Here is a 13971-nt window from a genome sequence, read left to right as displayed (position 1 = left end):
TCAGTCTTCGTTTGCCCCTAGAGCGATGCCTCCCGGCATTTGAAACAATCCAGCTTGAGTAGAAGAAGCGGTAGCAGCCGCAGCATCCTGCCGTCTCTGGGCGGTGTTAATTTCGTTAAGTTCTTCTGCCTGTTGAGCGTTGAGAATGTTGGCAAGACTGCGGTCAATTTGCGCTTGCTGGCCCTGCATGACTAAGGCACTTTGATTTTCTGCTGATAAGGCTGCTTGCTTAGCTGCGATCGCACTTTGTTGAGATATGTTTCTCATAATGTTCTGTGTGACATCTTGACCTTCTGAATCAGCACCCAATTCCATTGAATTTTGGCTCTCGCGATTAGTTTGCTCTACGTTTTGCTGGACAATTTCTTTCAGAGTCGCTTGCTTTTGTTGAGCTTCTTTACTGAGAGTGGCTTTATTGGCTTCACTGACAGCACTTTCTCTTTCTGCTAGTTCTGCGGTATTCTCTTTGAGGCTGTAAGAATCTTGCGGTCTCTTCTCTAAAGCAGCGGATAGTTTTGTCCCTTCGCTTTCGGAGGTGTTGCCGTCCATTATGCTTTTAACTGCTTCTTTTAGGTCTGGAACTTTCAGTTCTCCCAGGAATGAAGAGAGGGTTGACTCTATTTCACTACTGAATTTTTCGACTTGGTTTAACAAATTGTCCCAGATGCCTGAAATGCTGTCGGAGATGGTGGAGATGGTATCTGAAATTTCGCCTGTTATGTTGCTAATTGTGTTTTCTATACCTCCTATTTCTTTCGGGTTGCTCAAGAAGTTATTAGCTGATTGTTGGATTTGGCTTTCTATTTGTTGATTGGGAACTGTGAAGCTGGAGCGGTTGAAAGTGCTGCTGTTAGGATTGTTTGAGGTGGGAAGCTGTGTTGCAGTCGGATTGCTGTCAGAGGTTTGAGCTTTTGCTTCAACAGAATTTAGTATTAAGATCAGCCAAATTGCAGGAATGCCGAGGGCAAGTTTGACAAGAAATTTCGGTGATTTCATCGGTTTTTCTCCGTCTAGCTAGCAATAAGGTCTTGAGGGGATTTGTGTCCATTGATATCAGTGACTCCATTCTTGCCAATATTGGTTAATGAACGTCCTTCTTTAACAGCTTGTACGTATTCAGAGGCAAATTGTTTGAGTGCTAGCAGTTGCCCTTTTAACGTATTGGGATATTGAGCCATCACTCGCGCACGAGCCATCAATTCAGCTTGATTGTTAGCCACACTTGCTAATATCATTTCGCCTGGATAGTATCGGCTTTGCCAGAAACGACCTCCTTTTTCAATTAGCCAATTGGAATAAAGGTCGGCAGCTCTGGGAAGGAAAGCTTCTGTGGCATTCTGGCTAATAATTTCAGCCGGATATCCCAAATTTTTGATCCAAGAAGTGGCTCCGTTTGATGTCAATCTTCCGGTAATTCGATACACCATGTTTTGCATAATCATAGTTCCCGCACTACAATCGCAAATACTGTCGATATCTTGGGATAGCAAGAGCACTGAAATGCCATTCTTTCTACCCACTGCACAGAGCTCGCCTACTACTTCAGCAAATCCATCTTTTTTAAACAAAATCGAAAGTTCGTCTCCGATAAATAGGCTTTTCGGGTGAGAAAGTGCGTTGCGGATGCAAGCAGCGTGGGCGTTAATGGCCATTAAATACTGGTCTTGTTCGTTGCCCAGACCGCTAAGGGCAAAAAACTTAACAGCGGGTTCGGGTGAAAATGTACTCGGTCTGCCAATTGCTTTCCCTAAAGGTGACGCTAGTAAGGCGTTGCATTGAGTGGTAATTTGGTTGATGGCAATGCGGTCGAAGTCGGTAAAGTTTGGCAGATTTAGTTGCTCTTTTGTGCAGAATTTCAGGAGGTTTTTGAGGGTTGGCATTTCTTGCCACGCGGTCGATTTCCAGCCTTTTTCAAAGGCCGTATTGTAGCGCTCGATAATGTCTGGGTCTTCTAGAAATTTTTTCAGAGTTAGCAGCAAAATGGCATCGACTCGCTGCGCTAATTTTGGGTCGCGGACTTTGCCCATGCTGATAATAGTCAGCGCTTTTCTGATAAACTCTTTCCATTGGTCTAGTCGGCGCGATCGCTCTTCTCTGTCAAAACGCCTCAAATCGGGTATTTCAAGTAGATTCGAGCTGCCAGAGGTGATGTCGTAGTACGCACCGTCGTCGCCTAACAGTTTTACTGCTGTCTCAAAGGTGCTACCACTTCCTGCTGAGATATCCATACCGACTACAGGGATATTAGCGGCTAAAGCATCGACGGCAAATCGCCATCCTACAACGCTTTTACCGCAACCGGATTCACCTGTTATGACAGCGCGACTGGTTTGGTTGTGCATGAGGTCAACGTACACGGGTTTGCCGCCTTTGGTGATGAATTCAACTCCTTTTGAGTCGATGTCCCTTACAGCAGTTAAGGGCAAAATACCGGGGACAGTTTCGGTGTCTAAGGTGAGGCGGCGTTCGTTAATTAGCGAACTGCTGTGCAACAGCCAGCTTACAGTAATGGGCAAAGTTTCTAGCCAGAGTTGCCAAGCAATATTGCGCTCTCTTAATACCTTGGCAGAGCCGAAGCTGTGAGAGAGCATTTGGCAAGCGTGTGTTAGTTGCTCCGGGGTTGGTCGGTAGACTAAGAAGGTGACAGCAGCGTGAATTGCTCTTGCACCTTTGTACATTTTTTTCTGGGCTTCAAAGGATTCTTCCTGTTTGACTTCTGCTCCTACATCGCGACCTTGACCTTTTTCTAAAGCGCGTTTTTTGGCACTTTTAGATTGTTTAGCTTGCCTTGCTAAGTTGTCTTGAATAATAAAGTTGGGAGCGGCGCTAATTTCGACAACGGCTTCAGTATCGCGGACGTAGCTGTTGCTCATAATTTTCCAGAGCCATTGCAGTTGCTCTCTGGTATTGAGCCAGCCGCCGGGGCCCTCTTCCATTGTTAGCACGCCGCATTCTGCGTTTCTGCCGGGAAGCAAAATGCGTGAGCTAGCTTTTCTGTGTTCCGGGCAGCTCGAACGGCCGCTCATACCTTCAATTAAAATGGTGCAGGCGTGTTTGTGACTGTTGAGGGTTTCGGTTAGTTTGTAGTCCGACGCGGTTTCTTTTAAGGTGAGAAGTTGGGGAATAGGGGGTACGGGTGCGCTGTTGAATTTTTGCCACAGCCATCCCCACAATGCTTGGGCATTCATGGGTTGAATTTCCAGTCCAATTTTGGTGTTTAGCAAGAGTTCCCACCGGATATAGCCTTGCTCGAAAGCGTCGAGCAGCAGTTGTTTGTAAAAGCGTTCAGAGTAGATGCGCTGGTTGCCTGTAAATTGTGCAGCAATGCTGTTGGCTGTGTTGACAATTCCATTGATGAATTTACTCAGAGGGTCGTTGGATTTGGAGCCAGATTGAGCGTTGAATGTCCAAGTGCAGAAAATAGTTTGGTTCCACAGTTGTCGGGTGCCTGCTAAGTTGAGTTCTTGAATGCGTTTCTGTTCGTTACGAACGAGTACAGAAATGGGTTTGAGGTGACAGTTGTCAGCCAATTCAGTTAACTGTTGCTGGCGAAGGCAATCGCTGCTGTAGCAGCCGGTGTGAAAGGTCATTTTTTCGCCTGGGGGAATGTCTTTTAGCCCTTCTTCTAAGGCGGTGGCTGCATTGTTTACTTCATGGCGGTACAGGATGTTGTGAAAGCCAGCCGTCTCGAATCCGAATACAATTTGGTATTGACTGCCTTCATTCAGTAAGTAACCAGAAACTTCCCGACCATCCTTTTTGATAGTGACTAAACAGAGGAGGTTTTGGTAGTTTTGGAAGGGCATAAGTCGGCTGTTACCTCCTTGTTGAGTGGGAGCAACTTTGGGTTTAAGTTTGACTCGGACTTGTGAATCGCTGATTCGGTGGCGAATCGGGTTTGGTCGGTGTTGGGGAACGGGAGAAAGGTATAAAAGATTACCGTTGTACCACTCATTCCCCGGCGGAGGTCTAAACCTGTCTACAAAAAGGTGAGGTTTGTTACCTGTCAGGAGCCACCAACTTACAATTAGCCAGAAAGTAGTGATGAAAAACCAAGGCATTCCTAAGCTGAATAGGCCGTTGGTGAGGATGTAGGAAATTACAGTTATTAGCATCCAGGGAATTAGCTGTTCCGCTGGAATGATGCCGATGCTGGCTTGTTTGCCGAGAATTTTGTTGACGGAAATAAAGTCTTTATCTGGGTCTTTGAGCATAATTTAAAGGGTTTAGATTTGAGGTTGAGATGTGGGAAGACAAACCCTTCCCCTTTGGATAATTAAGCTCCACCTCCGCCACCGCCATTGCCAATGAAGAGGAAAGTTATTACGTCAATGGCAATTACAATGGCAAAAGCTAAGGCAACTTGAGTCACAATTGGTCGCCAGTCATTGCCTTGCTGCGCTTGGTTGTAAGCAAAAAGAGACGCGGCTGCTACTAACAAAAGGAAGGCTCCGCGAATTAAGTTGAAAATCAGTTCGATGACTTCGGCATCAATAGCTTCACCTCCTGCGGAAGCCGCTCCTTCTGCTAGCTCAGTCATAAATTCTTCTAAGCCGGAGAGGAAGATGGCGTTGGCGGGGGAATCGAGCACGGAGCACAGTGCAGTGGAGGTAATGATGGCAGTAGCAACGTGCCAAAATCGAATTTTGCAGCCGATATATCGCTCTACAATTGGAATTGCTTTAGCGGTGTGCCACAAACTCAAAAAGACTATGCTGGAGCAGCCTAAAGTTGCAATTAAGAGCGGGTCGTGAAGGCTGAAGTAGATGAGTGAGGCCAGGCAAATGCCGATGAAGGGAATGTCGCCCAGTTTGATTTTCTGTTGTTTTAACCAGCGTAATAATGAGTTTTGATTTCGTTCATGTCTTGTTTTGTCTAAGTAAGTAGCCATGTCACTTGCTCGCTAAATTTATTGCTTAAATGCTAATTTAAGCTGCATCTACTGCCTGCAAAATCACCAAAAACGGTGATTTTATACAGTGACAGTGACCCCCTCCAAATGGAGGGTGCAAGTGAAAAAAGTTATTTCAAATCTCCATCTCGGCTTCAGTTTTTCTAGCTTCCTGCTTGTTGGAGTTATGGTTTTGAGCGAGTTGTTGTTGGGAGAGGAGATTTTCTACTTCTTCGGGTGGAATGTCGCACAGAAGAACCTCAACATTACCTTTTTGGAGGCTGGCCTCAAAAACTATCTCGCTGTGAGAGTTAAAGCCTTTGACAGTACCCTTCGACTTGGATTTATCGCTGAATTCGACTTCAAAGTCGAGGCGCGAGCCTTGGGAATCGGTAAAGCTGATTTCATCCTGACCGCTTCTCTTTACCATTTCAGCTAGACGCTCTTGGTTGAGAGCTTGTTGAAAAATATTTAAGCGGTCGAGTTCTTCTTTTTCTTCAGGTTTCAGGAAGTCGTTTGTAACTTCCCATTCTCCAGTTTTATCCTGTACTGCTGAAAACAGATCCTCGCCTTCCTTAGTTTTTAAGCTGACAGCGGTAGAGGAGTCAAAATTTGTTACATAAAGTTTGGCTTGTCCAAAATCAACCCCGTTTTCTAATGCAATGCCTTCCGCATTTGCTTCTTCTTCAGCTAGGCTGTAAATTTTTGCCAGTGTTGCTGCAAGTTGGGCATCCTGAGTAAGATTTTGGGCTGTCACAGTGATTTTTTTAGCAGTAGCGCTAGCGCTGCTGCTAGCTGGGATTGTTGATTCTAATGAAATTTTTTCATCTATTTCTGTTGCGTTTTGTACGAATTGGTCGCTGAGGGATGGAGTCGAGCTGTCGGGCGGTTCTAATTTTGCCTCGCCAGCTTGAACGCCTGTCTCGCTTTTTTGAAGAGAAAGTTTGTTCTCTAAAGCTTCTATTCGCTCTTCTAGGGTATCGAGTCGCTTTTCAAGTCGGTTGAGTGCTTCATTTATTTGTACGAGCTGTTCTTCAAAACTCGCCTCTGTGTCAATCTTAATAGAAGCCGTTTTTTCAGAATTGTTGTCTCTCACAGGACCGGAAATTTTATCAACTTTTTCGTGGATTTTGCTAACAGCTTTAGCTAAGAGCATACCGGGTGTTGAGACAAATTTGGCATCCGGTTCAGGTAAAATGTTGTGTTCCGGTTCTGGCTTCGGTTCAGCTATTGGTAAAGCTTCGGATTCGACCATTGCATCTGCAACTGAATCCGCTTCAACCAAGTTGGTAACCCGCTGCGAGAGCGAGTCAGCTCGCTGGCTTTGAGCTTGGAGCCTTTTGACAATACCGGCAACTTGGCGCTCTTTTCCAGCCCCAAGAGCAGCTTCTATAATTTGAGAAGCTGCTTTTTTCCCCATCAGAGTAGCGAGAACCGCAACTTGACCGCTCAGGCCGCTGACAGTAGTACCTTCTACCTCACTTCCAGAAATGGCTGTTCTACCACTAACTTGTACAGCAGCATCGAGGATACTATCGATGTTGTGGTCGTTTGATTTTTTGCCTTGAGGTCGCTGTTGGCTCGTTCGGTTTTTTAAGGGTGTGCGTGCTAAGGATTCAGCAACTTCTACCGCTTCATCTGTCTGAAGTTTTCTTTTGGCTTGGGATTTAGCTGATAATTCTTCGTCTTCCAAATCTTCTCGCTCAGAGTTTTTAAGGTGGCTTTTAGTTTGAGGCTTAGCTTTAGGTTGAGGTTCTTTGACTTCAAACTCATCTAGTTCACTTAGTTCATCTCTCGGAGAGCGGGTTAAGGGTTTAGATTTAAGCAGTAGTTCCTCCGACTCCAATTCCTCTAGGTCATCTTTTCGATGTCTATTTTTGTTTTTAGAAGTGGCTGAGGGTTCGTCATCCTCCCAAGTTTTTATTTCATCTTTTTTAGATTTGGTAGTGGTTTTAGATTTCGTTCTGGGCAACGATTCCTCATCCTCTAAGTCATCTAGTGAATCGTCTTTTTTAGACTTAGTTGCAACTTTAGATTTAGACTTGGGGGAGGGTTGCTCATCATCCAATTCATCTAGTAAATCGTCTTTCTTAGACCTTGTTTTAGTTCGAGGCGAATCGAGTAATGCTTCAATTCCTGTTTTAGTAAATCGGTTGTCGTCCGGCTCTCCCAAGTGCTCCATCATGTACTTTCCTGTGGTAGAGCCGTACTCGGGTCGATCGCTCAAACTGAGGACGAGTCCGTTGTGCTTGACCTCCACGCTAATGCCAGGTTTGCCGTCTGCTTCCGTTAGTTCTTCAATTGCATCGGCAAAATCTTCTACGCTGGTGAGTCCGTTGTCCAGGCAGTAATCTAAAGCTTTCTCGCAGCGATTTCTTAGGTAGTTGAGGATTTTCTTGCCCTCCGCTGTGTTAGGGGTGATGTAGTTTCCCTGGCTTCGGCTTCGGTATGCTGTTTTTGTAGCCATAATCTTTGTGGCGGCGTGAGTGGATATTTCCCATGAAATTCGAGCAGTATGGCTACTGACTTCACTCGGAAGAGCGGTTTTGGGGAGTTAAACTGACCCCCTCCAATCGGAGGGGGAAGGTATTAATTAAGCGGAAGCAAAAGAAGTGTCATATCATGTCCGTCAAAATCCCCATAAAACCGCAGGCTTCAATGTGTGTTGTACGAATGTCCTCAAGGGAGGTCAAAATCGAATGTGTCTTTTCTTGCCTCATTCGACTTTGACCTCCGACAAGCAAGACATATTTAGACAACACGTATTGAAAAGGTTTGCGCTTTTTCTATGATTTGCGTGAGCGGGTATTTGTGAATTCCCCACAGCCAAGTAATAGAATTGCAATTATGTTCTAGTTAGGGGACATAATATGACTTTCTAAATTACGTTAAAGTTGTGCGTCGGCAACTCTATGTTTTGAGGATGTGGCTGCTAATTCAGCATCTACTTTTAAGAGGTATTTGAGAAAGTGAGCGCTGCTGTTTTCAGAAAGCTCCTTAATGATTTGACCTGTTTTTAAGTCAGCAGCCAAGACCGGATTATCAGCTTCATCTCTGACTAAACACCTAACATTATTGCGAGATTGGCTAATAAAAGCTGTCCAGTTCCCCACAGGGATTTTAGTTTCTCCAGTTTGGTTATATGCTTCAGAAATCGCATCTTTCAGCAATTCTGAGAGGTGGGCGAGGCTGGCAGCAATGTCTTCGGGTTGAGATGGCGGTTTGTTTTGGGTAGGGGTTGGCGATACAAGCGATCGCCCTTGACGAGGGGTTGGCGATACAGATTGCGATCGCTTTTGGGTAGGGGTTGGCGCGACTTCTGAAAGTTCCTCAACTGATTCAATTAGTTGCACAGAGCTAGGGTTGATGTTTAAGATCAGAGCGCTGCCTTTATGCGAGGGTTCAATAGTGGCCTCAAAGGTAGTGCCGATCGGCAATTTAGGTGAATTAGCAGAGAACATAGCTAATTCTTGTCCGTCAAGGAGGACAATAGGGCTGCCGTCGCGCCTCGAACCGCTACCGCTAACAGAACCCACCTCAAAAGTCAATGTTTTCTGCCTCCATTTGGGACTGCTAAAGTCAACATCTTTTAAGTCATTGTACTTCTGCCCAATTAGTTCAGCTCTGTCAAACTGAAAGGTTTGCAATTGCTGGCAAATTTCATCCGTAAACAAATTGAGAACCAATGCTGCTTTAGGTGTTTGGTTTTGGGAATCAAGCCAAGTATAATCAGCAGGAGCTACAATACGTGAACTGACATCTTTGGTGCGACCAAGACCATCGCGGTAAGTTAAGTCTAAACTGTCGATGTCATTGGCATTGCCGCCAAACTTCTTCTCAAGAATTCCCACCAGTTTGTCGCTGGGTTCAATTAAGGCAAAATTGACCATTGGCAGGCTCGGATGCAAAGTTGCTTCATATTTAATACCTTTGCTGTCTAACAATTCTTTCCAATGTCCAGCTAAGTCTTTGCCAACTGGCTGTCGCTTCTTATCCCTGACAGTTTTACCGTTATTGTCCCGTTCCAATTCCTCGAAAGGGACGCTCAGAACGTAAGTGTCTTTTGGCATTGCTTCGTGCAGTCGCTCGTACTCAGGTTCAAGGTTGAATTCAATCAGCAGTTGGCGAGAAAGTTCCTTACAAGCTTTGCGAGGAACTTCTAAGTTGGGATTTGCGGTTTCGACGTGCCACATCGCACTAGCAGCTAAAAACCGTTCTTCAGGGTCAGTCCAAGCTTCGGTCACATCGGCTCTTAAGCTCTCGTATAACTTGCTGACGGCTTCTTTAATTGCCTTAGAATCGCCGCCGCACTCCAAGTGAATTTCGCCCATCCTTTCTCGATAACGTTCCTTAATATCTTGCGCCCACCTGACATAATGTTTCTCCCATTTTTCTTGCTCATCTAAGTCAGAAGGAGACTCAAACAAGTAGCGAAACTCGTCGCGGTGGCGGCTTTTTAGACGAGTCGGTTCCCACTCTGGGTTAACAGCCTCCCTAGCAATGCAATTGATAGCGGTGCCGTCTCCTATAGGTAATGGCACGGTTTTGTAAAGCCTGGGGTCGTCTTTGTAGTCAAATAGGTAGCTTGGGTGCTGTTCTGACCACTGCTTAGCCTTGGACAACAAGGTGGGGTGGTGGTCTTCGGTGCGAGTAGCACTTTTGGGACTGTCCACTTCAATTTGCAGGGCATCAAACAGCTTTCCAAGAAGCTGCCGCTTCTGTTGATTGAATAAACTTTCTGGCTGTCCCGGTTCTGCTGCTGACGATTGCACTCTCCCGATTAAGGTAGCAACCCAGCCGATTTTATTTTGGGCGATGGCTACGGCAATTTGCCGCAATTTGGTATACTTGCGATCGCCATCACTATCGGTAGCTTTATTGTAGTCAACTTTCTCTCGCTTCTCAACAGCATCGTACTCATTCTCTTGATTAGCGTGCCTGGTTTCAGAGGCGATATTCGGCATTCGGGAAGCAGGCGTAATTACTAATTGATCGCCATCAAAATCGCATTGGTGATGCTGCATGGCTTGGTCAGAGCGAATGAAAACGCACCCTTTGTACTGCGTTAATTCAGGCTGGATTTTGTTGTCTACTGTGTAGCGGCGGATGTTATCTTTACTGACAATTGGGTATCGGGTAACGATAACTTCTGTGCCGTGCCGCAAGTGGGGGGCAACAATTGTACCGGGTTTGAGGTTTTCACAAGGTTGAGCCATTGCTGAACCGTGATGAATTGCTCCTTTAATTGCTAAGTCTTTCCACTTTTTAGCCAGTTGTTCTTGCATGAAATCGACGACTTTGGGAAAGTCGAGGAGTTGACCGAGTTTGTCGTTCCTCAAAATTGAAATTAGTCGGGATTCGTTGCGCTGGGCTTTTTCATCTGCTTCATCTTCTAATCCGCTGCTGTCTTCGTGAAGGCTAGATTGAAAAGCAGCTTTTTTGTCGTGTTGCTCTACTAAGTATTTGGCAAGTTGCAGTCGGTTATTTTGCAAGTCAGCTAGCTTTTGGGCTTCAATTTTGGTCGGTGTGGCTATGTCAGCCCCAATAGCTGCTTCGGAATACCAAATCGAAAATTGCCAAGAATTTTCGTATTCAGTTACTTTGGCGTTGCCTCGATTTCCCAGTATAGCTTTGGGAAATTCGTAGTCGCCACAGGGGATAAGTTCAGCTAATTGCTCTTTAGCAACTCCTTTGATAGAGGAGCGATCCATGATGATATCATAATCCAATTCGGAGGTTAAATTAGCATCAGGCAACAGCGTTCCTTTGGCAAGAAAGCTAATTTCTGGAGTGCGGCAGTCTTCTTGTTCCCATTCCTGCATCCAGGCAAATCTGAATTGAAAAGGTCGGTTATAATTCCCTCCTAATTGTTGGGCTAGTGCCGGTGAAATTTTACCGTGACAGTCTCCGGTTTGCCACTTATGAGCTTTCGCTTTTTCACTCGGGTCATCGCTTTGAGAATCAACAATTTTGACTCGCAAGGTTTCGCCGTCAAGGGAGCTATCTAACAATTTGGCTCCTTGGTTGCAACTGCTAACTAGCAGTGAGCCGTAGCGACAGGCGTGGTCGGGTTGGGTTTTGAATACGCTCAACAGTTTGGTTGAGAGTTCCATGTCTGCAAAGTACACATTTTTGCCGGAGCTGAAAGCAACTCTTCTGGTAATACCATCTCCGAAATCGATGTTTTTCAGAGGGTCGAAGCTGCTATCATTTGGGTCTGGTTTAACGATGCTTAGGGATGCTAATTCTTCAGGTTCAAAAAGCAGTTCAAGCAGGGAGTTACGCAGCACTTCTGATTCAGCTTGATACCGCCCCTTTGCTCTACCGTCAGTCAAGGACATATCAAAGACTGGGATTTTTAGTCCTTCCCCAGCTACCCATTCTGTGGAGCGATGTTCTGGGGTAAGTTTTCTTCTGCTCATTGATTAGCTCCTGAATCCTAGTTTTTACATTTTTAGGACTTACGCACAGTAATAGTCCAGATTTTGACAAGGGTGTTGCTTCACAAATTCCTGCTACTGAGTGATATTCACCCCCTCCAATTGGAGGGGTTTAGAAGAAAGAAGTAGCGTGTTACAATCAGGATGACAATCCCAATGTGGAGAAAAAAAGTGAAAGTAGTTCGCACAACTACGGCTATGGAAAGCCAACGGGATTATTTCTCTGATAGCGATGCACTTGCCCGCGTTGCTTTTGGAGAAGGTGAAAACAGCCAGCAATTCGGAGGTTTGAACCTCGACGCTAACGGGGTTATTAAAGGTAGAGCATCAACGTTGTTCAACGTCACCGAAGAACAAGTGGAGAACCCTCAATACTGGATTGATTTATAAGAGATCCCGACCGAAATTAAGTCTTCGCTCTTACAAAACAAACGTGTCACAACGTGTCACATTGTAATACCATTTCTAAAAAGTCTTGCTACACTTTGCATCGTTGGGTTTATTTCACGAAATCAACCTACTGTTGCTACTGTTGCATGACTTTTCATAAATGGTATAATTCGGAGGTGTCTAACTCGGATATGTCTAATAATTCAGGTGTCAAATCAAGGCATTTCTGACACCTGAAAAGATGGCTAACGCCGTTTTTTGGACTGCGTTTTATCCGAAGAACGACTCTCAAGCGTCTGGTTGGCTTGAAGAGAGTGCAAATTGTTACCTGGAAGCAAGCTGTAAACCACTTTGCGCTTGCGGAAAACCTTAGTACCATCTACAGGCATTCCTTGTTTCCAAGCGTCTGCAATCGCCTTTTTGTCGGCAGAAATTACGGTTTTTGTTTCGACTCGGCGATAGGGTTCTGGCAGTTGAGATGGGTCAATCAAAACTTCACAGGTAGGCGGATTTTCCTTGACAGTAATGCGGCGGTGTTTGCCAATAACTTCGGAAGTTAACACGCCGCACTCGTTGAAGTAGAGAACGGTTTTGTCTAAGCGCTCTCTCCACCCCTGGAGTTTGTTGATAGCTTTTGAATGCAGTTCTATCAAATACTGCATCCTGGCTGTAATTCCTGCAATTTCGGCATCAATTTGGTCGGCTAAGTCGGCATGGGCATCAACAGCGAGTTCCTGGGTTTCTTGGGTTTGCCAAAGGGATTGCAGCAGTTGATCGATTTCTTCTGAGCTTTCTGCTGATTCTAGTTGATGCCAAACTTGAGCCGCAGTTATTGAACTTTGAGCAAGCGTCGCTGTGGCTAAATTCATGCTTAGTATCCTCCGTTGATGCAGGTGTGATAATAATCGCGGCGTTCTTCGAGTTGAGTAAGCGCAGCCATTGTTTCCGGGTCGGATTTAAGAGAGATTTGTTTGTCCTTTTGAATCCGGCTACCTGGTTGAGAATGAGTTAAATTTTGTGAGTTTGACTGGGTAATTTTTTGCATACAATTCAAAAAACTTTCTTAAAAATAGCGCGACCGCGCTCTTAAAAAAAGGAGTATTTAAAGTTATGAATTATCCTATAGTTTTTTACCCAAAAGTGGTAATGCAGTTCTGCCATCAATATCCTTTGCCAGAGGCAACTTCTAGTTGTGCCACCTCATCCCAACTTCAAGAAACTCAACAATTCGGTCAACCTGTTGTTTTGCTGACTCCGCCTCAACCACCTGTGGTGTTACCTGTCAAGTTGCTGTGGTTAATTTGGGTGTTTTGGCTCTATGGTGCGATCGCACTTCCGCTATTAGCTATTTCTTGGGGTTGGCTGTGGTGGGAAATGCTGTTGGTAGTAGCTGCTTATTCATGTTTAATTGCGGCTGCTTATAGTTATGTGTTTGGTTGCCGTCAAAAACTGCTATCCAGGTATAAACAGCAAATTCTTGAGTACAAGCAACAAAATATATTATTCCATCAACATTTATCCTCGAATAAACAGCAAGAATTTTCTAATTTTAAGGTGGAAAAAGAAGGGTTGCAGACAGGTTTAAAAATCGCAAAACTTGAGTTAGATTCCAGAAATCGATTGCTCAAGGATTTGATGTCACTTCGCGTTAGTCCTAATGGCACATCTCAAGCTCGGCAAGGAGTGAGTGAACAACGCTTTTTGCAATACTTACAGCAATATTTCGAGGAAGTTGTCCAAGCAGCAGAGTTTAAAATTCCGTTATCTCAGAGGAGCTATTCAGCAGATTTTACTGTAATTCACACTCCATCTGGACTCGGAATTGATGTCGAGATTGATGAACCTTATTCTGGCAAATCTAAGAAGCCCACTCACTGCTGCGATGCTGACAGGGATATGCGCCGCAATCAATTATTCTTAGAGTGGAATTGGATTGTGGTTAGGTTTACTGAAAAGCAGGTGGTTCAGGCTCCTTTGAGCTGTTGCAAGTTCTTGGCGATTGCGATCGCCTTTGTAACGGGCGATCGCTCTTATTTAAAACAACTGGAAACTGAGCCCGATTTGCTAAGCGTCAAACCTTGGACAACAAGAGAGGCAAGGGCTATGGCTAAAAGCAACTATCGCCTTACTTATTTATCTGGATTTGGCGTCGGTTCTGCTTGCGATCGGGTTTCAAAGTTTTGATGCGAGCGCACGCAATATCCGACTTATTGACTGCAATAAATGTTTATAATTAATACAAAGGAGATA

At 45.0% G+C, this 13971-nt stretch carries 9 protein-coding genes; 2 read left to right on the top strand and 7 right to left on the bottom strand.

All coding sequences use genetic code 11. From position 1 onward, the window contains the following. The 5 genes from QUB04_RS03640 to QUB04_RS03620 form a co-directional block, all read right to left on the bottom strand. Nucleotides 1-996 carry a hypothetical protein gene (locus QUB04_RS03640; RefSeq protein WP_333281155.1) on the bottom strand — a complete coding sequence of 332 codons (996 nt, stop codon included), beginning with the start codon at nucleotides 994-996 and terminating at the stop codon, nucleotides 1-3. A gap of 14 nt (nucleotides 997-1010) precedes the next feature. Continuing rightward, nucleotides 1011-4214: a hypothetical protein gene (locus QUB04_RS03635; protein ID WP_333281153.1), complete on the bottom strand. Its 3204-nt coding sequence runs from the start codon at nucleotides 4212-4214 to the stop codon at nucleotides 1011-1013. 62 nt (nucleotides 4215-4276) lie between these two features. Then, nucleotides 4277-4891, bottom strand: coding sequence for a hypothetical protein (locus QUB04_RS03630; RefSeq protein WP_172189735.1), 615 nt, complete (start codon nucleotides 4889-4891; stop codon nucleotides 4277-4279). Between the two features lie 136 nt (nucleotides 4892-5027). Then, nucleotides 5028-7358: a hypothetical protein gene (locus QUB04_RS03625; RefSeq protein WP_333281151.1), complete on the bottom strand. Its 2331-nt coding sequence runs from the start codon at nucleotides 7356-7358 to the stop codon at nucleotides 5028-5030. A gap of 421 nt (nucleotides 7359-7779) precedes the next feature. Beyond that, nucleotides 7780-11313 carry a hypothetical protein gene (locus QUB04_RS03620; protein WP_333281148.1) on the bottom strand — a complete coding sequence of 1178 codons (3534 nt, stop codon included), beginning with the start codon at nucleotides 11311-11313 and terminating at the stop codon, nucleotides 7780-7782. Nucleotides 11314-11502: 189 nt separating this feature from the next. On the opposite strand from QUB04_RS03620, the gene QUB04_RS03615 reads away from it, so the two are divergent. Next, a complete protein-coding gene (locus QUB04_RS03615; protein ID WP_333281145.1) occupies nucleotides 11503-11721 on the top strand; it encodes a hypothetical protein in 219 nt (72 codons plus the stop codon). 245 nt (nucleotides 11722-11966) lie between these two features. On the opposite strand, the gene QUB04_RS03610 is transcribed toward QUB04_RS03615, so the two are convergent. Next, a complete protein-coding gene (locus tag QUB04_RS03610) occupies nucleotides 11967-12590 on the bottom strand; it encodes a siphovirus Gp157 family protein (protein WP_333281142.1) in 624 nt (207 codons plus the stop codon). Between the two features lie 2 nt (nucleotides 12591-12592). Beyond that, a complete protein-coding gene (locus QUB04_RS03605) occupies nucleotides 12593-12766 on the bottom strand; it encodes a hypothetical protein (RefSeq protein WP_333281139.1) in 174 nt (57 codons plus the stop codon). A 65-nt stretch (nucleotides 12767-12831) separates the two neighbouring features. Here QUB04_RS03605 and QUB04_RS03600 point away from each other — a divergent pair, with 65 nt between their 5' ends. Next, a complete protein-coding gene (locus tag QUB04_RS03600; protein WP_333281136.1) occupies nucleotides 12832-13905 on the top strand; it encodes a hypothetical protein in 1074 nt (357 codons plus the stop codon). Nucleotides 13906-13971 lie beyond the last annotated feature (66 nt).

The organism is Microcoleus sp. D2_18a_B4, assembly GCF_036702475.1.
Classification (GTDB): Bacteria; Cyanobacteriota; Cyanobacteriia; order Cyanobacteriales; family Microcoleaceae; genus Microcoleus.
This window is presented reverse-complemented; position numbering and strand designations above follow the sequence as displayed.

Coding starts and splice junctions, on each gene's coding strand:
- QUB04_RS03630 (WP_172189735.1), bottom strand. CDS start 4,891: ATGGCTACTTACTTAGACAAAACAAGACATGAACGAAATCAAAACTCA.
- QUB04_RS03625 (WP_333281151.1), bottom strand. CDS start 7,358: ATGGCTACAAAAACAGCATACCGAAGCCGAAGCCAGGGAAACTACATC.
- QUB04_RS03640 (WP_333281155.1), bottom strand. CDS start 996: ATGAAATCACCGAAATTTCTTGTCAAACTTGCCCTCGGCATTCCTGCA.
- QUB04_RS03635 (WP_333281153.1), bottom strand. CDS start 4,214: ATGCTCAAAGACCCAGATAAAGACTTTATTTCCGTCAACAAAATTCTC.
- QUB04_RS03600 (WP_333281136.1), top strand. CDS start 12,832: ATGAATTATCCTATAGTTTTTTACCCAAAAGTGGTAATGCAGTTCTGC.
- QUB04_RS03620 (WP_333281148.1), bottom strand. CDS start 11,313: ATGAGCAGAAGAAAACTTACCCCAGAACATCGCTCCACAGAATGGGTA.
- QUB04_RS03605 (WP_333281139.1), bottom strand. CDS start 12,766: ATGCAAAAAATTACCCAGTCAAACTCACAAAATTTAACTCATTCTCAA.
- QUB04_RS03610 (WP_333281142.1), bottom strand. CDS start 12,590: ATGAATTTAGCCACAGCGACGCTTGCTCAAAGTTCAATAACTGCGGCT.